Here is a 21,992-nt window from a genome sequence, read left to right as displayed (position 1 = left end):
GGATACGCCGAGAGGTGTAAGTCCGGTTCGGGGGCGAGTTCTTGGAAACCTGCCGTAGAAATACGGTAAGGCGCCGGGTGCTTAGCCTACATAAGACTGTCCGCAAGTATTTTGGAGAAGCTATTACCGTAACGCAGGAAGTCGATGATATTATTTCTTCTTCCATTGTAAAAGACTCGATCATCAACAATGCAGATTGCAAGATTCTTCTCGATCAGCGTAAGTACATGACAAAGTTCGACGGCATCCAAAGCCTGCTGGGACTTTCGGACAAGGAGAAGGCCCAGATCCTATCTATCAACCTTTCGAACGATCCCTCGCGGCTGTACAAAGAGGTGTGGATCGGTTTGGGCGGGGTGCAATCCGCAGTCTATGCTACGGAGGTCTCGGCAGAGGAATACTTGACATACACGACCGAAGAGGTTGAGAAAGTCGAGGTTTTCAACCTCGCCAAGAAGATGAACGGAGACATCGAGGGAGCTATTCGTATTTTGGCAGATAAGAGGCGCAATTCAGAATAACAAACGATCATGTTACAGAAAACCGAATTATCCCGAAAGACGAAAATGTGGCTTTGGGCTATCACAGGTCTCTGAACGTTTATAATCTGTGCAGCTTCCCTCGCATGGTGGTCTGCATCCCATTGTCGGAATAAGAATGCCGCGTTATGCGGGGTATGAGATGCTGTTCTTCCGCGTGGAAGGCTCACTATTTCGCGCGAAGATGACCATTATATAGTTGTCTTCGGGGACTCAAAAGATACTTGGTATAGGTTGCATCATTGGCTAAGGCCCTATTATTTTCAAGACGGAAGGCGGATTTATGTCTGGCTCTCGGAATCAGGGAATAATTTACTACTCGTGCCAGGGTGTAGTTATCGCAGAATAAAATCAACACAAATAACCCAATAAAAACTCAATGCTATGGATAAGAAAAATAATAATCCGGAAAAATTCGCAGAACTTCTTGCTGCCTACCGGAAAGGACATGCGGAGCAGGGGCAATTCCTGTCGTATGTGGATCGATTAAGCGCACAGGTGCGTAATAACACGATTTGCGGCAGTTGGATCGCTCAGGACGGGGGCTGCTCGCTGCTGATTCGCAGTATCGAGGACGGTTTCTCCCTCATGCTCTGCGACAATACGCGCTGCTACAAGACGATTATTCGCCAGATGACGGCCCTCGCTCAGGGACGCCGTGTGGTGATTGTTTCCGAGGGACCGGGCGGAGACATTACGATCGGCAAAGACGGGCTGCTTCGATGCGGAGCCTACGGTATTTTCCGTAGTGAAGAAGACATGCTCCGTGAGGAGATGGATAGCGAAATGGAATTTGCAGTACGGTCGGCAACCGAAGACGATGGGACGTTCTAAGGAAATACTCGATTTATTCGAGTCGCTTATAAAGACGATACGGTCGATGCGGGGGCAATATTTACTGCAGACCGCATCGACCCGTGAGCTGCTTTGCGGTGAATGGGAACGTAAAGACTCTACGGTTTCTTTCAGAATCTATATAGAGGACGGGAAGTATTATATCGAATTCCGCTATGGGAACAAGATTAATAACTATAAGAAATGCCTATCCTCTGAGCTGCTGGAAGATAAAGAAGGGAATCTCTATGCCGATTTTATGAATCAGGGCATTGGTTACGATCCCAAACAGGATTTGCTTCTGGTTGAAGACTACGGAGCGTTCAAACGAAAAATGGAAACAGAACATGAAAAATAAAATTAGTGTTATGCTGGTCGCCCTCGTCCTTATTTCGGGGGCGGCCCGGGCCCAGTGGCCTGTAACGGACCTTGCCGGTTTAACGCAAAGTATCATCAATTCGTCGAATGAGATGGTGCAGACATCCTCTACGGCACAGACGATGGTTCAGAATTTTCAGGAGACTCAGAAGATTTATGACCAGAGTAAGAAATACTATGATACGCTGAAAAAAGTAAAAAACCTTGTTCGCAGCGCCCGGAAGGTCCAGCAGTGTATTCTTTTTGTGGGAGAAATTTCGGATATGTATGTCTCGAACTATCAGCTCATGCTTTCCGACAAGAACTTTTCCGTGAGGGAACTTGCTGCTATCGCTTCGGGATATACACGAATTCTTCAGGGAAGTGCCAACACGCTAAAGGATTTGCAGGGTATCATCAATCCCTCGGATTTGTCGATGACGGACAAAGATCGCTTGGATGTGGTTGATAAAACCTATGCCGAATTACTGCGGTTACGGAATTTAACGAGCTACTATACCCGGCAGAATCTTTCTGTGTCCTATATAAGGGCGAGGAAGTCGAATGATATGGAGCGGACATTATCCCTGTACGGCACAGATGAGGATAAGTATTGGTAATAAAAGACGATGATTATGATGATCCCTTTAGTATCTTTTGAAAGCCTGCATGAAATTCTGCGTAAGCTCTTCGATTCGATGCTTCCGTTATGTGAAAGAATGACTGTCATGGCGTCGGCAATAGCATGTATCGGTGCGTTGCTATACATATCTTATCGGGTATGGCAGTCTATTGCGCGTGCTGAGCCCATTGATGTTTTTCCGTTGTTACGACCTTTTGCCATGTGCATTTGCATCATCTTTTTCAATACATTGGTTATCGGCGGTCTCAACGGAATACTATCCCCGATTGTTAAAGCCACGCACTCTCTTCTTCAAGGCCAGACTTTCAGTATGAATCAATATCAGGCGGATAAAGACAAACTCGAAAAAGAAATCATGCTCAAGGACCCGACACAGGCTTATTTGGTCTCGGATGAAGAGTTTGACCGGCAAATTGATGAACTGGGCTGGATGCCACCGGATTTGAATGCAATGTCGCAGTTGCATCAGGATAGATATTGGTTTGGGATACGCGGTCTCATTGTCATGGCTTTTAGATGGCTTTTGGAAACGCTTTTCGAAGCGGCTTCGTTGGTTATCGATACGATCCGGACATTTTACCTTATTGTACTGGCTATTCTGGGCCCTCTGGTCTTTGCTATAGCATCGTTCGATGGCTTTCAGGCTTCATTGGCACAGTGGCTCACAAAGTATATCGGCGTATATTTATGGTTGCCGGTTGCTGATATTTTCGGTGCTATTCTGGCCCGCCTGCAAACACTATCGCTTCAAAAAGATTTGGAGTTGATGAGTACTGATCCCTGGTATTTTATCAATATGGACGGTACTGTTTATCTGGTATTTCTGCTGATCGGTATCTGTGGTTATTTTACCGTTCCTACTGTTGCATCATGGATTGTGCAGGCCGGAGGTTTCAACAGTTATAATAATCTCGTTACTCAAGGGGGTAAATGGCTCGGTGGCTTTGCTATGGGTTCTATTACTGGTGCTGGAAAGTACATCAAGGGGCAAGGTAAAAGGATTGCCGAGGAAGAGCGAAAATTCAAAATGAGACACCCTAATATAAAGTAAGCAAAATGGAATTTAAAGCACTGAAAAATATAGAGAGCAGTTTCCGGCAAATCCGTTTGTATGCAATCATTTTTCTGGGTTGCTGTATGCTCCTGACGGTTTTGGTTGTGTGGAGGTCCTACAGCTTTGCCGAAGCGCAGCGTCAGAAAATCTATGTTCTGGATCAAGGCCGGAGCTTGATGCTGGCGCTCTCACAGGATTTACAACAAAACCGGCCTGTTGAGGCACGGGAACATGTCCGACGTTTTCACCTGTTATTCTTCGATCTCTCGCCGGATAAAAGCGCTATTGAAGGCAATCTTACAAAAGCTCTTTTGCTGGCCGATAAAAGCGCAATGAGTTACTACCGCGATTTAATGGAGAAGGGCTATTTCAATCGGCTGATAGCCGGAAATATCATCCAGAAAGTCGAGGTTGACAGCATCCGCTGTGATTTCACGAATTACCCGTATCAGGTGAAAACTTATGCCCGGCAACGTATTTTACGTGAGAGCAGTGTTACTGAGCGAAGTCTCGTTACGACATGCCAGTTGGTAAACGCGACACGTTCAGATAATAATCCGCAAGGGTTCCTGATCGAGCGATTCAACATCATTGAAAACAAAGACCTCGGAACCTATGACCGCTAAAAGAATACTGCTCATGCCTCGCATCTGGATAAGAAGGAGCAAGGCGAAGGTAAAGGCGTTTTTAGACCGCCGTACACAACGAGAACGGCTGTGGATAATCGTTGGGATGTTGGTGATTTTTGCAGTTCTCGACATTTGGCAGCTTATCGATGGGCTGTCTACGGAGAGGCCGCAGAAGCAGATGGAACATATACAATCAATTAAACCGTAAATAAAATGGCAGATAATAAAACTGATGTAAAAAAGGGTTCGTCCGATAATATTCAGAAGGACCCGCAAAAGGAACAACGGAAAAAGACCGTTCTGGCCGCTTTGATTTTGCTCGTGCCGTTCCTTGGTTGTATGTATTTGATTTTCGGCGGCTGAAGTAAGGCGGAAACTCCGGGTGAGAATTCTTTCAACATGACTGTTCCTGATGGCCGGAGTCCGGGGATTGAAGCCAGCAAACAAAAGGCATTGGAACGTGTCAACTCGGAACAGCAACAGCAGGATCGTGTGTCGGCCTTCGATTCGAACTCTTTTTCGCTGCTCGACGGAGCATCCGGCACACCGCAAAAATCCAATCCGCAGAATGCGATTACTCAGTCTCAGGAAGCGAATCGGGAAGTCTCACAACTATTGAACGATTTCTACAGTACGCCGAAAACAGACCCGCAGGTCGAAGAACTGAAACGGCAGGTTGAGGAGTTGGAATCGCGCCTTGAGACGAAGCCCCAGACTCCTCCTGATCCGATGGAAATTGCAGAAAAGCAATATGCGCTTGCGGCAAAATACTTTAATAACGGGGAACAACGCGCAGAGCCGGCACGAAACAGTGCTTCCAAAACAGTTACAGTTCATCCGGTCCGCAGTTTAGGTGAAGGGGTTGTTACGACACTGGCGACTGTAGAACCCGATTCTTTGTTGTCGGAACTGGGCCGGGAACGTAATCTCGGATTCAATACTGCCGTAGGAAGCAATACCCAAGCGAATCATCGCGGTATTCGGGTGTGTGTGGATGAAGACCAGACAATCAGCAGCGGAGATCGAATTCGACTGCGATTGACGGAGCCTATACGAGTGAACGATTGTCAGATCGATGCCGGAAGCCTTCTATTCGGTACGGCGGCTATCGAAGGACAGCGATTACAGATTGTCGTGTCGAGCATCGAACAGGCTGGTAATATCATCCCCGTGGAACTTAGCGCTTTTGATTTGGACGGCGGAAAAGGGTTATATGTTCCCGATTCGAAAGAGCGAACTGCGGCAAAGGAAGCTGCGGCGTCAATCGGTTCGGGCTTAGGAACGAGTATTTCATTCACTCAGAATGCCGGTCAGCAAGTGGCAATGGATCTTGTTCGAGGAGCCATGACAGGAGGAACGCAATATATTGCTTCAAAGCTGCGGCAGGTAAAAGTTACCGTGAAAGCGGGTTATCAGATCATTCTCATTTCTAAAGAATAATTTTCCATGAAAACGTTATTAATTACCTTCCTCTTCCTTTGCAGCTTTTGGGCGGCCGGAGCGCAGGAATCATCCCGGGTGATACCGCCGGAGCAGGTGATTGAACCCTATCAGGTAGAGGTGACATTTGCCAAAACCGTACATATTCTTTTCCCCGCAGCCGTAAAATACGTTGATCTGGGATCAACGGACCTTGTTGCCGGTAAAGCGGATGGAGCAGAAAATGTCCTGCGGGTAAAATCTGCGGTGCGGGGATTTCCCGGCGAAACGAATTTCAGCGTCATCACCTCGGACGGAGTATTTTACGCCTTCAACGCCATTTATGCCGATGTACCGGGGCGCCTTTCCATTCAGATGGAAGACTGGCTGCATAAAGACCCCTATGGTGATTTCGCATCCACGCAGACGTATGTCAGGCTTCAGGAACTCGGCGATGAAAACCCGCTTACCGTAAACCGAATCATGTACACGATCCATAAAAAGGATGCACGATTGATTAAGAACATCGGCAGCAAACGATTCGGCATGCAACTGTTGTTGAGGGGAATTTACATTCACAACGACCTATTTTACATTCATGTCTCCCTGAGCAACAGTTCAAACGTAAATTTCGACATCGATCATATCCGGTTCCGTATTGCCGACAGAAAAGTCGCTAAACGCACGGCACTGCAGGAAACATTCGTCGAGCCGGTCCGGGCATATAATGCGATCGCAGCCGTGAAAGCCGGAGAGACCCTGCGTAATGTTTATGTTTTTCAGAAGTTCACCATCCCGGATGATAAAGTGCTTATCATGGATGTATTCGAAAAGAACGGCGGCCGTCACCAGTCGTTTATGATTCAGAATACGGATTTGGTGGATGCTCATACAGTCGAGGAACTTAAAATCAGGTAGCTATGCGGGCAATCATTATGTTATGCTTGGGGCTTTGGGCCGCATTGCTGCTCAATCCCGGTGAAGTGTATGCCCAACGCGGATTACCCGGACAGGTTGCTCTCGGTGTCAACGGGGGCATTGCCGATGGTTTCTCTTTTCGGGATTCTCATGGAGCATACCGGTTCTGGGGCGAGTTGGAACTGACGCGCTATAACCGGAATCACAGTTATTGGAATTTCGCGGTCTCCTGTCTTCGTAAGGATTACCGATACGAAGGCGTGCTGGGCGATCAGCTCGTGCCGATGGCACAATTTACCGCGGAGGCCGGTTATAATCACCCCTTGATTTCGGATCGCGGCCGCAACATATCCCTTTTTGCAGGATTGGCGGGTGTCGCGGGGTACGAAACAACCAACTGGGGTGATAAACATCTCAGGGACGGAGCGACGTTGCGCAGCGATGATAGTATTATATACGGCGGGCGGCTTTCGGCATCTCTTGAAGGCTATCTTTCAAACCGGGTTATTGTGCTGTTGAACCTTCGAGAATATTGTACATTCGGCTCTTCTACCGGGACATTCCATACTACCTGGGGAATCGGATTTCGGTTTATCATCAATTAAAAGATCGAGGAATGAAAAGATTAGTATGTATTTGCCTCATAGCTTTAGCATCGCTCATTTTTGCGAGTGCATGTGACGATCATATCGAGGTACAGCAGAATTACGACTTCGCATTGGGCACATGGCATCTGCCGGAGGATATAAAACCGGACGAACTCGTAGAAATACGTTTCACGCTTCGTCGGCAGGGAGATTTCAAAGGCGCTAAATACCATTTCGGGTACATTCAGATGCAAGGGGCCGGACAAGTGCTGGATGCTGCCGCAAACCGCCTTGTAAACAGAGAGAGCGTTGAATTGCCTGCGATCGTCGGTTTCAACGACAGTGATCCGTATAATTTGAGCTTCACGCTCTTTTATCAGAGTCTCAGTGACGAGAAATCCGAGGTTGTATTTTTCGTGATCGACAACTTCGGACTAAAAAGGGATTTGACGGTGAGCTTTGATACCGTTAGTCGAGAATAGCAAAAGGGGCGGAAATTTTCCGCCCCTTTTGCTTCATTAAGGTTCTATGTGTGTTGCATTCTCAAAGTCGCTATCCGTAAAAATATATTGATAGGTTCTATTCCGTTTTTTATCATTGTTTTTCAAGATTTCATACGTTTCTGATCTGAATAATTTATCTTCTCCAGTGGATGAGTGTCGGGTGTTTGTAAATTGTTTCTCTCCGTTCGAAATGACAATATAATCCGCACCTGTCGGGCTTGTCCACATAAATGGATACGGGAATCCGCCTTCAGTGTCAAAACGCAGTGTATGGGCTTTTCCGGCAGGGATTACGAATGTATAATTTGCATCTTCGAGAAGATCACCATTAGCGTAATTGTATGATTTCATTGTAATATCCCGAGAACTGTCGTTCTTGTAAATATAATTCGAAGTATACGAATAATCCGAGTCAGAGCAACCGATAAATAATGCAGCGGTGAATGCGGTTATGGATATAATCAATATTTTTCTCATAATCATAATAATTTGATAATTAACAAGTCCAGTTAAGGAATGTATGGATAAACGTATCCCATAACGCCGAAATTCTTTCGTTCCGTCCAATTTCGATCTCCTTTTTTTCTTGTTCCGAGCCAGTTCCAATACCATGATGAAACTTTTCGCCATGCGCCAAGATTTTCCTGAGTTAAATAACTGATGGTGTAGACCATTTTCTTATCCTTATATTGACTGTCTTCAATCAAATAAAGAGGAACCGTACCGGGGCGCTGTGATGAAAATACCCATGCCTTTATTCCATATTGTGAAAATTCGGGATAGGTTCGCTGGTCGTATGCATATTTACCATGATGAAACCCGTTTTCATATATTGGCTTCAGAAGAGAATAGTTGGGATGGCTTGACGAAGGCCGTGATCCATAGGCCATAAAATGCTGCTTTGACGTTTTGGGTTCTAATGTCCGTGATCCATTATAATACACCGAAGGATTAGGCGTATAATTGGAAACATTATCTATCCAAAAGTCATAAGGCCAATCTGTATTCTTGTAAGCACAAAATGAATTGATAGGCATGTCTGTCGGTATTTTTATTGACTTTGTTGCCAGTTCACTATTCTGAATTTTTGCTTTTATCGTTGCGCTGCCGGATGACTTAAATACAACAGTGACACTATTTGATGTTTGGGATACGATCCAATAATATTTGGAAGGTAGTCCTTCAAATTCCCATTTGTCAACTGTTCCGGTGTAATTACTTAACCTGTATACTGTCCACTCTCCCGTGTGGGGATTTGGCGATCCGTAAATTGTACCCCGTGAAGTTACATTAATTTTTTTGATTACATCATAGTCTGTTCCGTCAATTAATTTTAGATGTGCTGTTAGGGTCCGTTCACCGAGAGTATTGAATCGCAGTTTTATCGACCGATTCTCTTTTTTGATGATTGTGTATCCTTCGCCGGAAACTGTCCAGCCGGAATTTGATATGGCGGATGGCAGCTTATCACTTTGGGGCAATGAATAAGTTACCTCAGTATCCGTATAAATCTGCGATGTGCCGATGATAAGGTTTTTGAAATCTGCCGCCCAGAACATGTAGGGATTATCAAAAATCATATCCACAATAATATCGTCAACGAGATGAAGTGCTTTAACATCTCGACGCCATCCGCGCCAAAGTCTGTTTCCCACTACTGTTCCTTCGATCTGTTTTAGGGTAAGTCCCTGATTCATCAGTCCTTCAACGACTCCGGTATAATTTTCAAAATAGTCAGGTCTTATTTTGTTCACTTGATTTGGGTATAGCCAATTCATAAATGCAAATTGGATTCCCCGAGCCCAACTTTCCTTGAGTATTCCATCCGCCAGCACAAAATCTTCAATTCGATTAGAGCCAGGCAATTCAACGACAGCCCGATGGTGTGAAGCGTGTCCGAGTTCATGGAGCGCAGTTGATGTAATTTCCCATCGGGATCTTGTATTGCCTTTAACCTTTCTGAATATCCGAATATCAGGCCATATTCCGACGGTAATTCCTGCATGGTCGCCATTTTTTCCGACATCTTTCTTATAAAAGGCGCATAGTTTTATTCGACCACGTTTAGGTCTTGTAATCCCAAACGGATTGTCGTGGAAAATAGCCCGGCAAGCACGATGTATTGCGGCGAACATTGCATCTTCGGTGTCTCCGGAGATTACCAACTCCCAACGTCCGGTCATTCGGGGACCTTTTGTTTTTGCCTGCCATGTGAGACCATCCCGAATATCCCAATATTTTTGATCCTCCCAGAATATCTTATATCGTGCAGGTTGTTTGAAGCTACCTAACGAGGTTGCCTCACCATTAGCGTTTGTAAAGCATTCCTCAAAATGAAGAAGATGATGACATCGAACCCGAACCCCAACAAGAGGAATAGTTTGACCATTGAAGTCATCAACGTACCGAACACTTGCATAGGGACGCCATTTGTAGCTTGAGCGTGTTTGAGCAGTTTGGTCGGGCAATCTCATGGATTTTATCATCACCCGATCCCACACGTCCTCAGTCAGTTTATTTGACACGCCAGCATTAATATCATTGTCATCAAAAGTTTCGACAACTACTTCATCGAGTATTTCATGGATAATGCCATCCGGAAATATATAGTCAGTCGGCACTTTAGTATAATGCCAAGGATAGCCATAAGTATTTGTAGTATCGTTTTCAAAGAATTCAACTTCTTCATCTGTCAGTTCCCGGTCAAGGGGATAGGTGAAAAGCATAAGATTCGAGGAGTCCAGTAATCTGGTATATTCCGTTGAATCTTTAGGCAAGAAACGGACGTAATAATGTGTCGGTTTTAATTTTATTGTCGGTTGTCCCATCTCTACAGATACTTTATCCATTGCCATTTGAACATTAGTCAGAGAATAGGGGTTGTCTTGGGCTGCGAGTGCCGATCTGGTCTTGCTCTCTCTTATTGGAGTGTCAGAAGGTGGTTCCTCAAATTTGGAGCAGCCGATCAGCAGGACCGCAATAGCTAAAACAAGTAGATTTTTCTTCATAGGATTGAGGTTTAGGTTGAAATAAAGATATTAATTATGAAGTGTAAGCCCACAAATAAGCCGTAATTGGAGGGCTATGAGAACTATTTCCCGAACGTTCGGGTGTAGGAAACCGACGGCATGATCGGCACTAAAACAGTCGCCTTATAGGTCCCTTGGTATGGATAGATGCAGACCGGGTTCTTGTGCCATGTCCAGTTGATGATCGAGAACTGCCAGTTACGGACGCCGTTGCGTTTCCGGCGCTCCATGTTGTAGCTTATGTCCGAACGGAAGTAATTGCGCATGCGCATCGAAGGATAGGCCGTAATGCCGACGATCGGATTGCCGTTAGTATCGGGATAGCTCTCGTTCGTCAGGCGGTACGGAAGGCCGGACCGCCAGGACATATTGAAAGTGAACGTATGTCTCCTTCCGGGCCTTTTCAGGACATCGTAGCTGAGGAACGTGTTGAAATCATGTGGTACGTCGTACTCGAAGGGATAGCTAACGCCCTCCGAACTGCGTCGGGAATTCGTATAAGTGTACGATACCGTCAGGCTCAGCCGCTCCGTCTGCCGCTGCAACATGATCTCAAGTCCCCATGCCCGGCCTGTTCCGTAGACGAAGCCGCCGCGCCCCAGCAGGAAATCGTCGCTGTCGTAGATCAGCGGCAGGTTGCGCATGCGCTTGTAATAGCCCTCCAGCGAGAGGGTCAGATTCTCCCGCAGCCGGGCCCGGCCGCCGAGCGCCACCTGCCATGCATGTTGTAATTTCCCGTCCCTAAAAGGCGTCCAGAAGTCGATCGGCATGGAATAGTAGTAGCGATTGTATTGCACCAATGCCTGCGAATTGATCGTGCCCGAAAGCCATATGGCATTGTCGTTGCCGAAATCATACGCGAGTTGCGCCCGCGGTTCTACGGCGAATCTGGTTTGCTCCGAGTTGTCATACATAGCGCCCCGGATTCCGACATCTGCCCGCCAGCCGCCCCATTGAAACCGGTTGTTCAGGAAAAGCGCCCCCGAAACAAGCTGCTCGGAAGAATAGCCGCGCTCTTTGTGCTGTCCGTTGACATAACCTTTCGAGTGCATCGGCATAAAGCGTTGGTGTGATATATTCGCTCCGTAATCGAGCGACCATGCTCGTGTGAGACGCTGATCGAATGTCAGACGCGCCCCGAACTCATGCGTTTTATATGTCGTTTTGCCCCAGTTTTTAAAATCATCGTCCTCGTATTCTGACTCCTGCCGGTTCTGCAGGTAGGTATAATAAGCGACTATCGAGGACCGCAGGTTGTCGCTCCATCGGGATTCCAGACGAAGCGACGCCGTGGTATTGCCCCAGCCGTATTCGTTCCGGGCATAATCCTCCTTGTTGGTCATGTGATCGTCCCCGGAATAGACTCCCAGACTCAGGGTATGGCCGGGGTGAATATCGTAAGAGAGTTTCCCGGTCAGGTCGTAGAACCCGAAACGGACGGCATTGCCGACCAGCGCCAAGACTGCTTCAGGAAAGAAATAACGGGCAGAAACGAGGTATGAACCTTTGTTTCGAACGATGGGGCCATCGACGGTTCCGGCCAGCGAAAGCGTTCCCACGGTAAGCGACTGTCGGTGGTCCTGCCGGTCCCCGTCGCGTGTGCGGATCTGCGTCAGGGCCGAAAGACGCGATCCGTAGGCAGGCGATATGTAGCCTTTCGACACCTCGGCGGATTGGACGGTCTCGCCGCTGAAAATCGAGAGAATGCCGTAGGCGTGCGCCTGGTTGTAGATTGGCACGTCGTCGTAAAGAATTAGGGTCTGGTCGTTACTGCCGCCGCGCACCAGCAGACCCGACATGCCGTCCTTTCCGGCCGAGACTCCCGGAAGGAGCTGCAGGAATTTGAAAATATCCTTCTCGCCGGCGAACAGCGGAGCATACTTGAGCTGCTCGATGTTGACTGCGATGTTGCCCGTCTGTTTGTAGATCATCAAAGGTTTCCGGGCTGTAACAACGACCGAATCGATCGCTTCGCTGCGGGATACGCTGTCGGCGGGCGTCTGAGCAAGGGCCGTCCCCACAAGCAAGAGTGACAGGCAGCAAAAAATCCACCGTTTCATATCTCAAGGGTTTTGTAGTAGTTGTACCCGGCGAAGATGCCCAGGCCGTTGCTGATATTCGTGTAAACCGTAATTTGCTCGACGAACGGATTTTCCTCACCGCCCCATTCGGTATTGAGTTCCTGTTTGTAGCGCGATTTCATATAACGGTCGTAGGTGTCCGATGCGGTGATTACTTGGAAAATATGTTTTTCGTCTTCAGCTCCGAAGACGGAGAAGCGCAGCGGAACAACCGCCTCGCAGTTTTCATAGGGGATGCGTAAAAACTGCTCGAAATTCACGGTGCTTCCTTTGTCGTTGGCTTCGGAAGCGTCGTTGGAACCATTGATCTGGTCGACAAATGCAGAGGTCGTATAGTATTCAAAGACATCCTTCCAGCCGTTGTATCTGCGCTTGCCCCGAATCCATACCGACTTGGTGTCGTCCGGGACCGTCAACTCCGTCATATCGAAATGCCGGTACCAGCCTTTTTGACGGGCGAAGACAAGAGAACCGGCCGGAGCCTGCGGAATATCTGTTTCTGCGGACAATTCCCCGTAATTCGGAACGGTGACGACTAACCGGTAATGCCGGCCGGCAGTAGGTACAAAGTCGGTCGCAGTTATTCCTTCCCTGTCAGCCGGGCAGTTGATGACCTCTGCGTTGTTCTCATACAGCCGGATTTCGGCGTCCGCGACAGCTTTGAATTTCGTGCCGTCGGTATATGTGCCGCTCCAATTCAGTCGGACGGCAAACTCTTCCTGCGGGGTGATCAGCGCGTTGACGACAACGCGCCTTTTGAGGTCTTTACCCTCAAAATCATAATCCACTTCACAAGAGGAAAGTATGACGGTGATTAACACCGTCATACTCAAGGTTCGAATGATATTCATGCAAAATCTGTTTGGGTTTGTCAGGATGGCAACTGATGAATAATTCATGTTGTGTATAGCAGTCGGAAAAAACTCTTCATAGAAAACGAACGATTTTACATGAACTCAGCAAATATTGCGAATTCAGTAGATTACCGTGCAGACGTGAAATACAGATCGAGACGGCCTTCACCGGCTTGAAGTGTTCCGGCAGTATAAACCATCATGGAAAAGGATGCCGTTTTGCCGGCAGCGATACGGCCGACATTTTTCAGTCTGTGCGGATTCAAGGTGCCGGTCCAGAAATCTTTTGATCCGTTGATAAGTTCATAGCCGATGCTTTCAAAAAGCTCCCATGTGTTCGGATAGCTTGAACGACCGTTTCTCAAATGGTAATTTTGTTTGGTTTTATTCCATCCGAACGTCCCTTTCCGGTGTGCCGTGAATTCCACTTTTACAAAATCGTCCTTGGGCTCGAAACGTCCCTCTGCCCAGAATTTGTGTTTACCCACGGTGGACTTGAGATAATTCCGGCTCTGTTCGACAGTTCTGGTTAAGGTCTCGTGCGTAAGTTGGTATTCATGCGTATCCTTGACATCGCTGATCGTGTTGAAGTTTATTACCTGCCCGCCGATCACGACATCGCCGTTGATGTTGCAGACATAGGCGTAATCCGGATTTTCGTTGCGAATATAGGGATTGAAACTCTCCTCATCATCGGGATTTTCATTGAAAAGGAAATATGGCGCATAGCTGGCCTTGATTGCTTCGGCTTCAGCCAAAGTTTTTGCGTCCTCGATCTCCGCTGCGACACGATAGACGGCATCGCTCTGGGATTCGAAATTGTGCGCAGCATACCATGCACTCAGGGCCACTTCATCCATAGCTCCCAGTTCGTTGATTTGCTGCCCCATTTCTTCGATCGAAGAGAACGATAGCATTTGCGTCGAAACGCGCGTTTCTTTCGCCTGATCCGGCGCGGGCACAGTCTCGGCGGGCATCTCTTTTTCACAGGCACAGGCCAAAGATACGACCGAGGCCAGCATGATAAGTTTTGTAAATTTCATAATCATTATGAGTTAGTTGATTTTTGCCTACTCGTAAAGTTTTTCGGCAGTTACTTGATACATTTGTGGGTCTGAAAAATGGAGCGTTATTTTCGTCCACCGCCGAAAACAAAACCTACGGTAAGATCGAAATGCCGGTTTGCCTTTTCCTGTAACTTATAGTCGAAGGTAAAGCGCAAACGGTGGAACAGTTCAACACCGACACGCGGCATGAAACAGAATGATCCTTTTTTGTCTCCCGTGGAAAAACCGGCCCAGTTGGGATTTGAATTGTCAAAGCGGATAGGTCCGGAGGTGTCCAAAGCGGTATAGCCAAGGCCGAAGCCTGCAAAGAATGATACTTTGTTACACCTTCTGAAATTGTAGTCCGTTACAGCCAGTACGTTCCATGTTTGGAATTCCAGATTCCCGGCATTGTCTGCATCTCGATGAAAAATCGATCCTGCAATCTGTAGTCCGACATCTATTGGAAGCCGCTGTAGGTTATAGCGTCCTTCGGCAAAAAATGTAGCACCGATCCTATTGCTGTTGAAATTCAGTTTATCGGCTCCGAAATTGATTCCCACGCCGATTTCGCCTTCGAACCGTCTTACTTCACAATCGGATCTTTTTGCTGACGGGGTGCTTTGGGCATTACTTTGGAAGGCGCATAGCAATGCCAATGCAAGAATTAGTTTTTTCATATTGACGAATTTATAACTGACTACTCCGTTGCGATTACACAAGCCCGCCATTCATTGCGATATTTTACAGCCCCATATATCTGGCCTCGGACGATGTGAACTTTTTTAGCAGCTTTAACATCCAAACTACCAAATTTGAATCCGCCTCCGGGCGAGTTGTATGCAAAACCGACTGAGAAATCTCCGGAAAACCATTCGGCATCCCACTTTACCACTTCACGTCCGGTATTCCAATCCTTTTCTTCTCCCTGTGGATAAATGACCCTTATGGTTTTGGAATCTACTTCGGTAAAGATTCCGCGCGGGTATTTTTTCGTATTCTTATTTTCCGGGGCATCGAACCACTTTTTCATATTCTTGGCGATCGCATTTACTCCTTTTGCGAATACCGAGTTAATAGTTCCAGTTGTTACATCGTAGTTAGCAATAGGTACATTGAAAAGAATGATTTTAGAATTGGCGAACGGGAATTTCTTGGTCATGGCCGTAGGAATTCTGCTGTACTCCGGTGTCACTCCACCCGGCATTTGGGGAGGCTGGAATGTCGGAGTTTTCATGTCATATTCACATTCGATAGCAGACCAGCCATAACGGAATTCCTGAGCTTTCTTTCTCCACCAAATCCGGAATCGTCTTGCCTGCATGCGGACGGTCATACCTACAGCTCGATGGATAATGTAGTTCTGCTCATACATGCGCAGTTTCATCCGATGACGCTTATCGTAATTGTTGGTTATGGTCACATTCGTCCCAAAGACACTGGAGACACCTTTAGCCAGCCAACTGCCGTTACCACCGCCTTTTTTATATGTTGCCCTTCTGATTTTGTTGGCTGGGATTTGTACACCCCCGACAAGAAAAATTCTCGTATCCGGACTCTCGTTCAAGCGGTATTCCGAATCGGAGCCACCCGATGACCCACCCGACGAACCTCCCGATGAGCCTCCCGATGAACCGCCCGATGAACCGCCAACCTCTATAAGTTTACCGTCGTCCCGAATAAAATGGAGATTTGTATCATCGATTTTATGACTTGCTATATAGTCGATTTTCACTAATTCTGCGTTCATGTCGGCGCCTTGAAGTTTGGCCGTTTGCCCTTCTTCCATTGCATTTACATCGACCTTCTTTAGCGCAAGGTCTATGTCCTGAACTTTAAATTTTTCTTTATCGGCAACATCGTACATTACCATGCCTTCATCCACGAAACGGCAAATTTTATTACCAACTTGTACTTCACGCTCACCGTTGAGAATGGCTGTCATATAGGGGTCTACGATGAGGCTGTCTTCGGGTTCATATTCAAGGGAGTCGGCAATGATTTCCGCAAGTTCCGCATCGGTAAACTCCCGAAGCCCCTGATCGATCAGATGCTCTCGCAGGGAAACGAAACCGTCTACAGGCCCGGCAACTGCCGCGCGGGTCATGGGATTATGTCGAATGTCAAGATTTTTCGTCTCTTTCATTGCTGATATGGCGAAATTCAGATCTTCTGTCGAGCTGAAACAAAGTACGCCGGGGGGCGTGCCTGCCACCGCCTTTTCAGGTTCGGACACTGCTGTGTCGTTCAGCGTTTCATCCTGAGAACAGGAGTACAGGGCAACCGACAAGACGATTAAAGTGAATACTTTTTTCAAAATGGATGTAATTTATAAGTTGATAAAGAATGATCAAATTACATATTTACCGAAGGTTACAGATCGAATACTCCGGAGTAGATTTCTCCGTGATCTCCTTCAAGTAGTATCTGGTATTCGCCTTCTTCATCCGGCAACATGACCTTACAGTTTCCAGGAGTGGTTGAACACATGTCATAGATGACGGTTCCCGTAGTAGTATTTGCGATGGTAATAGTAACTCCTCCGAGATTTTCAGAAAATACGAAGTTCAGAGATTCCGACTGTGCGTCATAAATGCAGGTAATGGGAGTCGGAACGATCATCCGGGGGCGCGTAGGGCGTGGCCGGCCAGAGGTAATCATAATTTCGAAGGTGTGCTGATGATTTTTGTCTTTTTTCCCGGTCATACAGGAGTATTCCGATTCACATAGAGAACTGGCAAAAGGAATCGCCGGAACCAGCATCAGAACAGCGAGGATTAGAGTAAAGGTTTTCATAATTAAGGGATTTAAATAAGTGAGTTAATTATTAGCAAAATTAGAGATACCTTCCGTTCAAAACGAAAAAATGCCTTGTAAAACCATTACAAGACACAAGTATAACACACTGTATTACAGATTGTTGCGGCCGATATTTGCGGCTAATTATTACGCATTCATAACACACTGATTATTAGGTGGATGCAAAATAAGCATCTACACAAATGCAAATAATGATCTGGTTGTTAGTGATTTACTATATCAAACTGATGAAAAAATCCTTTGACGGAGCGTCGGATTCGGCGATTTTTGTCTTCAGACGGGATTTTTTTACTGCCACATAGTTGATACTGTCTCCGGTGAACACACTGATTACACGCAGCGAAAAACCGGCGTACACATAGCAAAGCAGATCGCGTTCCCAATCTTTCAAAGTCGGTAATTCCTCTCGGACCTTTTGCATCACGTTATCGTAGCAGAGGTTTACGATTCGTTCGATTTCCTGTTTTCCTTTCTCATCAGAGGCATAGGAATCAAGCAAATTCTTTACCTTATTGTAAATGGCTTTTTGCTCGTCCATGCCCTGACGCTCGTAATAAGTAGAGGCGAGTTGGTCGATTACAGAGTACCGATCTTTGATTATACGCCGTAATTCAGTCGTATCCGATTGTTGCTGCGAATCGAGTTTAACCATCAAAATTTTCTTGGCATTATTTATATCTTCGATGGCCGACATATATTTTGCAACGGTTAGCTGCCGTTTGCGAAAGTTCACAAAAGCGATGAATCCTACAAAGAGTATTATAGTGATGAACAGAGCCGATGCAAGCCAGATACGCTGCCGCATGATAAGTAGCATACGATGGGCAACTCGTTGCCGTTTGTCGAGATAATCCCGATGCAAACTTGCATAAGACTCCTGCAGGGCTATTCTGAATAGCGAATCTTGGGCAGAAAGACAATATTGAAATTCAGTTGCGGCTTTCGTCAATTCGCGGGTTCTGATATGAATTCGTGCTGCTGCGCTTTTCAATCGTGCAATAGCAATAGGATCGTCATCATGCCGAATTTCGGCCATGTTCAGGTAATATTGCGCACTGTCCAGTCGATTGGCAATAAGATAAGCATTAGCCATAGAGATATATTCTTGGTCATCCCAATCTTCATGCAGTTGTTGCTTAATCTGCCATAACGCCGCAATCGCATTTTCGGGTTCACGTTGCCCAACGCATGCCATTGCGATATTGCTGAGACAGGAACGCTGCATAACTGAATCCTGTTCTTCAATAGCTATGTAGAGTGATTTTTTATAGTTTTCGAAAGCATTGTCATAGTCTTCCAAGTTGAAGTATGCTTCGCCAATATCGAAAAGTGCATACCCGCAATGATTTTTCAGACCAGCACTGAGATAGCTGTCGTATGCCTGTTGTGCGAATTTCAATTTATTGGGGTAATCATAGCGTGTGGTATATATCTCGCTGATTTGATGATATAACATACCCAGCAAGTAAGGATCGTTCAACTCCTGAGCTTTATCTTCTATTCGCAGGAGAAGTAACAGTGCCCGTGTATAATCTCCGTTATTGCATAAAATTCTGCTATGATAGTAACCTGTAAGAACTTGGGCTCGTATATTGCCTTGTGAACGGTAGTATTTACCGGCGATACGAATGAGTGAATCATTTGTCTGATCGATGTAATTCTTGTCGAGGGCCTGGGAATACAGGAGTGCATAGCGGGCACGGGTACTACGGCGTGAAATATCGTCTGTATCGATATTTTCAATGATTCGAAGGGCACTGTCCGGCAATGATTGCATCACCTGCTCGGCTCGGGACAACTGCGATTCGACGGTTTTATTTCCCGAACATCCAGTACTTATCCCAATGATCAGGATAATGATTGTCAGTATTCTGTTTGTTCCGTTTATCATAGAAGAATGCAAGGTGACGACCAAAGATAATAAAAATGGACCTCAAAGCATAATAAAAGTGCTGGAAAGTATGTGTGCCTTGTAGTATCTTTTAGATTCACACAACATAGGCACGAAATTTTCCGTTATTTTTGCACATAAACTCCGCAGGAGAGTACTACGGAAAGGACGCAACTTCCAATCATGTACATTGTCGGTATACGGCCGGCTTAAATAATTGATGAAATGACAACACAATGCCCGATAGCATTGCGTGCTGCCATTGTATTCCCTGCGCCATAACTGTATCTAATGAATATTCATTTCGATATATACGGACTTGTTACGGTAAAGGCCAAATCGCTGCCCTACGTCAGCGAGGGAATTCCGGCGGGATTCCCCTCGCCGGCCACGGACTATATCGGCGACCGCATCGACCTGAACGAAGTCCTAATACTCAATCCGGGTGCGACCTACTATGCCCGCATTCGGGACTACTATATGGTCGAAGAAGAACTCGAACAGGGCGACGGCATCCTCTTCGACACGAGCCTTGCCCCGCATACCGGGGACCTCGCACTCTGCGAGGTCTGCGGCGAGCGCGTGCTGAAATACATCCGCAAAAAGGGGCGCGAGCTATGGCTTCTCGGCGGCGGAACGGACGACACGCTTCCTGTCGACGGCGAAACCGAAGCGCGGGTGCTGGGCGTCGTTACGGTCGTCATCAAAGTCCGGAGGTTCAAGCGACGGCGCACACGCCTTATCGACCGCCTGCCGCAGAAGGAACAACCCGCGCTGTTCGAGCGGCGGGCGATCCGAGCTTCGTTTTTTCCGGAGAGCGATGTTTCCGCCGAGGGGCTTATCGACCTGAACGAAGAGCTGATTCCCAACCCGGTCAGCACCTTCTTCGGAAAGGTAAAGGGCCTCTCCCTGATTGACGACGACATCGAGGACAGCGATTCGGTGATTGTAGACCGGATGCTCGAACCCCAGTGGGGAGACCTTGCCGTATGCGTCACTACCGAGGGTTTCACCATGAAATACGTTGAATTGCGCGACAACGGGGAGATCTGGCTGATGCCCGGCAACAAGGATTACGCTCCAATTCAAATTACCGAAGACAATGAACGCCTGCTCTGGGGTATCGTAACCCATTCCATCCGGCAATTAAGGGTAAAGAAGGGAGGTAAGAAATGAGTCAGAAACTATTGCCCCTGAATCCCCGTCAGATGGTCGGCCTTGCCGATGGAAATTCTTTCTACTGCTCCTGCGAGGAATCCGTTCAGCCGTGGCTTTACGGAAAGCCTATCATCGTAGCCTCGAACAATGACGGCTGTGCGATAGCCATGAACCGGCTGGCGAAGAAATACGTCAAGATGGGTGACGCGATGTTTCAGATAACGGACACCATCCGGGAACACGGCATCGTCACGTTCTCTTCTAACTACGAGCTTTATGGGGATTTGAGTAACCGTATGCACAGTATATTTTCATCTTACACCCCGAATTATGAGCGGTATAGCATCGACGAAGGGTTCCTCGATTTCACGGGGATGGAAGGATTCGATTTCGAGAAGCTGGGGCGCGACATCATTCGCTCCACCCGGCGCGGAATCGGCATCCCGATCTGTCTGGGTATCGCCCCGACGAAGGTATTGGCCAAAGCCGCAAACAAGCTCGCCAAGACGGACGATGCCCGGCGGGGGCTCTACATTATCGACACGGAAGAAAAGCGCGTGGAAGCGCTGAAAAAGCTGCCTATAGGCGATGTGTGGGGCATCGGACGGCGGCATGAAAAGCGGCTGACGGCGATGGGCATCCGCACGGCCTACGATTTCTCCGTTCTGCCGCGCGAATGGGTGCGCAAGAACATGACCGTTGTGTGCGATCGCCTCTGGCGCGAGATGAACGGGACGCCCTGCATCAGTCTGGAACTGGCGCCGCCCGACAAGCAGGAGATATGCACGTCGCGGGCATTCGGGAAAATGACTTCCGATTTCAACGAGGTAAAGGCCGCCGTGGTCCGTTACCTCAGCTCCTCGGCCCGCAAGCTCCGCGACCAGGATGCGCACGACCTCGATCGCCCCGTCGTCCGGAATACGGTAAAAGACGATGTGTTTGTTGACCTTGAAGCCGTACACCTTCTCCCCGAGTTCCTTGTATTCCCGGCCGAACAGCACGGGATTGCCTGCCAGCTTGCGGCAGGAGGCGATCAATAACCAGTAATAGGTGTCCGCCTGTCGCTCCGACCATGTATCCGCCGTATAGTTCCAAATGTCGGAGAGATCCTCGACCGCTTTGCGGGTAAACCGAATCTCAGCCATTCGCCCGCTTCGCTTTCAGAGTTCTCAGATGCTCCGCAGGATCGAATCCTTCGGCCACGCCGCTGTCGATTCCTTCGCGGATGGCGGCTTTCAACTCCGTCAGACGGCTTTCGTTTTCCTCCAAAAGCCGCAAACCGGCCCTAATAACCTCGCTGGCGTTATTATAACGTCCCTGTGCGATTTTCGCTTTAATGAAATCCTCGAAATAAACCCCGAGGGCTACCGATGTCGTTTTCATAATCACGCTGTCTTTACGCAAAATTACCAATATTTAATAATAAAACAAAATCCCGGCCGGATTTATTGCCTCGGCCGGGATCGACGATTCGGATTTCGACTTTTCAGGTATGGGTCATCCAGCCGTGAAAGGGGCGGTTGATAAAACAGCACGATCGATCCGGCTGTCCGTGATAAACCAATCCGCCGACAACGCCCAGACTCCCGTCGGGATAGCGTTCCTTGAAGAGGAACGAATAGGGCGCGAA

The 21,992-nt window shown here is 47.5% G+C and carries 22 protein-coding genes and 3 pseudogenes; 13 read left to right on the top strand and 12 right to left on the bottom strand.

The window, feature by feature from the left end:
- Positions 1-86: 86 nt before the first annotated feature.
- The 11 genes and pseudogenes from ACESTR_RS14425 to ACESTR_RS14375 form a co-directional block, all read left to right on the top strand.
- Positions 87-521: pseudogene (locus tag ACESTR_RS14425) on the top strand (conjugal transfer protein TraG); the annotation flags it as partial.
- A 402-nt stretch (positions 522-923) separates the two neighbouring features.
- Positions 924-1,373, top strand: coding sequence for a hypothetical protein (locus ACESTR_RS14420; protein ID WP_014775791.1), 450 nt, complete (start codon positions 924-926; stop codon positions 1,371-1,373).
- Positions 1,360-1,731, top strand: a complete 372-nt coding sequence (locus ACESTR_RS14415) for a hypothetical protein (protein WP_042493584.1) — start codon at positions 1,360-1,362, stop codon at positions 1,729-1,731. The genes ACESTR_RS14420 and ACESTR_RS14415 overlap by 14 nt, the downstream gene beginning before the upstream one ends.
- A complete protein-coding gene (locus tag ACESTR_RS14410; protein WP_042493581.1) occupies positions 1,721-2,350 on the top strand; it encodes a DUF4141 domain-containing protein in 630 nt (209 codons plus the stop codon). Before ACESTR_RS14415 ends, ACESTR_RS14410 begins: the two co-directional genes overlap by 11 nt.
- Positions 2,351-2,365: 15 nt before the next feature.
- Positions 2,366-3,424 carry a conjugative transposon protein TraJ gene (traJ, locus tag ACESTR_RS14405; protein WP_014775788.1) on the top strand — a complete coding sequence of 353 codons (1,059 nt, stop codon included), beginning with the start codon at positions 2,366-2,368 and terminating at the stop codon, positions 3,422-3,424.
- A 5-nt stretch (positions 3,425-3,429) separates the two neighbouring features.
- A complete protein-coding gene (gene traK / locus ACESTR_RS14400; RefSeq protein ID WP_014775787.1) occupies positions 3,430-4,053 on the top strand; it encodes a conjugative transposon protein TraK in 624 nt (207 codons plus the stop codon).
- A 216-nt stretch (positions 4,054-4,269) separates the two neighbouring features.
- A complete protein-coding gene (locus tag ACESTR_RS14395) occupies positions 4,270-4,419 on the top strand; it encodes a hypothetical protein (RefSeq protein ID WP_155835658.1) in 150 nt (49 codons plus the stop codon).
- 18 nt (positions 4,420-4,437) lie between these two features.
- A pseudogene (gene traM / locus ACESTR_RS14390) lies at positions 4,438-5,496 on the top strand (conjugative transposon protein TraM); the annotation flags it as partial.
- A 6-nt stretch (positions 5,497-5,502) separates the two neighbouring features.
- A complete protein-coding gene (traN, locus tag ACESTR_RS14385) occupies positions 5,503-6,393 on the top strand; it encodes a conjugative transposon protein TraN (RefSeq protein ID WP_014775784.1) in 891 nt (296 codons plus the stop codon).
- 2 nt (positions 6,394-6,395) lie between these two features.
- A complete protein-coding gene (locus ACESTR_RS14380) occupies positions 6,396-6,998 on the top strand; it encodes a conjugal transfer protein TraO (protein WP_014775783.1) in 603 nt (200 codons plus the stop codon).
- Between the two features lie 11 nt (positions 6,999-7,009).
- Positions 7,010-7,462, top strand: a complete 453-nt coding sequence (locus ACESTR_RS14375; protein ID WP_014775782.1) for a TraQ conjugal transfer family protein — start codon at positions 7,010-7,012, stop codon at positions 7,460-7,462.
- Between the two features lie 36 nt (positions 7,463-7,498).
- On the opposite strand, the gene ACESTR_RS14370 is transcribed toward ACESTR_RS14375, so the two are convergent.
- The 9 genes from ACESTR_RS14370 to ACESTR_RS14330 form a co-directional block, all read right to left on the bottom strand.
- Complete coding sequence (locus ACESTR_RS14370; protein WP_147344315.1) at positions 7,499-7,960, bottom strand: hypothetical protein; 462 nt, start codon at positions 7,958-7,960, stop codon at positions 7,499-7,501.
- 32 nt (positions 7,961-7,992) lie between these two features.
- Positions 7,993-10,491: a hypothetical protein gene (locus ACESTR_RS14365; protein WP_014775780.1), complete on the bottom strand. Its 2,499-nt coding sequence runs from the start codon at positions 10,489-10,491 to the stop codon at positions 7,993-7,995.
- An 83-nt stretch (positions 10,492-10,574) separates the two neighbouring features.
- The gene (locus tag ACESTR_RS14360) at positions 10,575-12,572 is read right to left on the bottom strand and encodes a TonB-dependent receptor plug domain-containing protein (RefSeq protein ID WP_014775779.1); all 1,998 of its coding nucleotides are present in this window, start codon (positions 12,570-12,572) and stop codon (positions 10,575-10,577) included.
- Complete coding sequence (locus ACESTR_RS14355) at positions 12,569-13,444, bottom strand: DUF4249 domain-containing protein (RefSeq protein ID WP_014775778.1); 876 nt, start codon at positions 13,442-13,444, stop codon at positions 12,569-12,571. Before ACESTR_RS14355 ends, ACESTR_RS14360 begins: the two co-directional genes overlap by 4 nt.
- Before the next feature lie 131 nt (positions 13,445-13,575).
- On the bottom strand, positions 13,576-14,490 hold the full coding sequence (locus ACESTR_RS14350) for a DUF4848 domain-containing protein (RefSeq protein WP_167537968.1): 915 nt from the start codon (positions 14,488-14,490) through the stop codon (positions 13,576-13,578).
- A gap of 86 nt (positions 14,491-14,576) precedes the next feature.
- Positions 14,577-15,173, bottom strand: coding sequence for an outer membrane beta-barrel protein (locus ACESTR_RS14345; protein WP_042494055.1), 597 nt, complete (start codon positions 15,171-15,173; stop codon positions 14,577-14,579).
- Positions 15,174-15,193: 20 nt separating this feature from the next.
- Positions 15,194-16,810, bottom strand: a complete 1,617-nt coding sequence (locus tag ACESTR_RS14340) for a hypothetical protein (RefSeq protein ID WP_014775775.1) — start codon at positions 16,808-16,810, stop codon at positions 15,194-15,196.
- Positions 16,811-16,866: 56 nt separating this feature from the next.
- Positions 16,867-17,289: a DUF3244 domain-containing protein gene (locus ACESTR_RS14335; protein ID WP_014775774.1), complete on the bottom strand. Its 423-nt coding sequence runs from the start codon at positions 17,287-17,289 to the stop codon at positions 16,867-16,869.
- 238 nt (positions 17,290-17,527) lie between these two features.
- A complete protein-coding gene (locus ACESTR_RS14330; RefSeq protein WP_014775773.1) occupies positions 17,528-19,204 on the bottom strand; it encodes a tetratricopeptide repeat protein in 1,677 nt (558 codons plus the stop codon).
- Between the two features lie 291 nt (positions 19,205-19,495).
- Here ACESTR_RS14330 and ACESTR_RS14325 point away from each other — a divergent pair, with 291 nt between their 5' ends.
- Complete coding sequence (locus ACESTR_RS14325; protein WP_014775772.1) at positions 19,496-20,380, top strand: S24 family peptidase; 885 nt, start codon at positions 19,496-19,498, stop codon at positions 20,378-20,380.
- Positions 20,377-21,402, top strand: a complete 1,026-nt coding sequence (locus ACESTR_RS14320) for a Y-family DNA polymerase (protein ID WP_346990144.1) — start codon at positions 20,377-20,379, stop codon at positions 21,400-21,402. The genes ACESTR_RS14325 and ACESTR_RS14320 overlap by 4 nt, the downstream gene beginning before the upstream one ends.
- On the opposite strand, the pseudogene ACESTR_RS14315 reads toward ACESTR_RS14320, so the two are convergent.
- The 3 genes and pseudogenes from ACESTR_RS14315 to ACESTR_RS14305 all read right to left on the bottom strand — a co-directional run.
- Positions 21,304-21,507 (bottom strand): annotated as a pseudogene (locus tag ACESTR_RS14315) (type II toxin-antitoxin system RelE/ParE family toxin); the annotation flags it as partial. The gene ACESTR_RS14320 and the pseudogene ACESTR_RS14315 sit on opposite strands and share 99 nt — an antisense overlap.
- Positions 21,500-21,745 carry a type II toxin-antitoxin system ParD family antitoxin gene (locus ACESTR_RS14310; protein WP_044054665.1) on the bottom strand — a complete coding sequence of 82 codons (246 nt, stop codon included), beginning with the start codon at positions 21,743-21,745 and terminating at the stop codon, positions 21,500-21,502. The pseudogene ACESTR_RS14315 and the gene ACESTR_RS14310, both read right to left, overlap by 8 nt.
- A gap of 103 nt (positions 21,746-21,848) precedes the next feature.
- Positions 21,849-21,992: DUF4120 family protein (locus ACESTR_RS14305; RefSeq protein WP_346990145.1), on the bottom strand; the 144-nt coding region annotated here is incomplete at its 5' end.

It is taken from the genome of Alistipes sp. DJF_B185 (assembly GCF_964250025.1).
Classification (GTDB): Bacteria; Bacteroidota; Bacteroidia; order Bacteroidales; family Rikenellaceae; genus Alistipes; species Alistipes finegoldii.
This window is presented reverse-complemented; position numbering and strand designations above follow the sequence as displayed.

Bases quoted from the DNA above. Each gene is read 5' to 3' on its own strand.
- ACESTR_RS14420 (WP_014775791.1), top strand. From the start codon at position 924: ATGGATAAGAAAAATAATAATCCGGAAAAATTCGCAGAACTTCTTGCT.
- ACESTR_RS14415 (WP_042493584.1), top strand. From the start codon at position 1,360: ATGGGACGTTCTAAGGAAATACTCGATTTATTCGAGTCGCTTATAAAG.
- ACESTR_RS14410 (WP_042493581.1), top strand. From the start codon at position 1,721: ATGAAAAATAAAATTAGTGTTATGCTGGTCGCCCTCGTCCTTATTTCG.
- traJ (WP_014775788.1), top strand. From the start codon at position 2,366: ATGATGATCCCTTTAGTATCTTTTGAAAGCCTGCATGAAATTCTGCGT.
- traK (WP_014775787.1), top strand. From the start codon at position 3,430: ATGGAATTTAAAGCACTGAAAAATATAGAGAGCAGTTTCCGGCAAATC.
- ACESTR_RS14395 (WP_155835658.1), top strand. From the start codon at position 4,270: ATGGCAGATAATAAAACTGATGTAAAAAAGGGTTCGTCCGATAATATT.
- traN (WP_014775784.1), top strand. From the start codon at position 5,503: ATGAAAACGTTATTAATTACCTTCCTCTTCCTTTGCAGCTTTTGGGCG.
- ACESTR_RS14380 (WP_014775783.1), top strand. From the start codon at position 6,396: ATGCGGGCAATCATTATGTTATGCTTGGGGCTTTGGGCCGCATTGCTG.
- ACESTR_RS14375 (WP_014775782.1), top strand. From the start codon at position 7,010: ATGAAAAGATTAGTATGTATTTGCCTCATAGCTTTAGCATCGCTCATT.
- ACESTR_RS14370 (WP_147344315.1), bottom strand. From the start codon at position 7,960: ATGAGAAAAATATTGATTATATCCATAACCGCATTCACCGCTGCATTA.
- ACESTR_RS14365 (WP_014775780.1), bottom strand. From the start codon at position 10,491: ATGAAGAAAAATCTACTTGTTTTAGCTATTGCGGTCCTGCTGATCGGC.
- ACESTR_RS14360 (WP_014775779.1), bottom strand. From the start codon at position 12,572: ATGAAACGGTGGATTTTTTGCTGCCTGTCACTCTTGCTTGTGGGGACG.
- ACESTR_RS14355 (WP_014775778.1), bottom strand. From the start codon at position 13,444: ATGAATATCATTCGAACCTTGAGTATGACGGTGTTAATCACCGTCATA.
- ACESTR_RS14350 (WP_167537968.1), bottom strand. From the start codon at position 14,490: ATGAAATTTACAAAACTTATCATGCTGGCCTCGGTCGTATCTTTGGCC.
- ACESTR_RS14345 (WP_042494055.1), bottom strand. From the start codon at position 15,173: ATGAAAAAACTAATTCTTGCATTGGCATTGCTATGCGCCTTCCAAAGT.
- ACESTR_RS14335 (WP_014775774.1), bottom strand. From the start codon at position 17,289: ATGAAAACCTTTACTCTAATCCTCGCTGTTCTGATGCTGGTTCCGGCG.
- ACESTR_RS14330 (WP_014775773.1), bottom strand. From the start codon at position 19,204: ATGATAAACGGAACAAACAGAATACTGACAATCATTATCCTGATCATT.
- ACESTR_RS14325 (WP_014775772.1), top strand. From the start codon at position 19,496: ATGAATATTCATTTCGATATATACGGACTTGTTACGGTAAAGGCCAAA.
- ACESTR_RS14320 (WP_346990144.1), top strand. From the start codon at position 20,377: ATGAGTCAGAAACTATTGCCCCTGAATCCCCGTCAGATGGTCGGCCTT.
- ACESTR_RS14310 (WP_044054665.1), bottom strand. From the start codon at position 21,745: ATGAAAACGACATCGGTAGCCCTCGGGGTTTATTTCGAGGATTTCATT.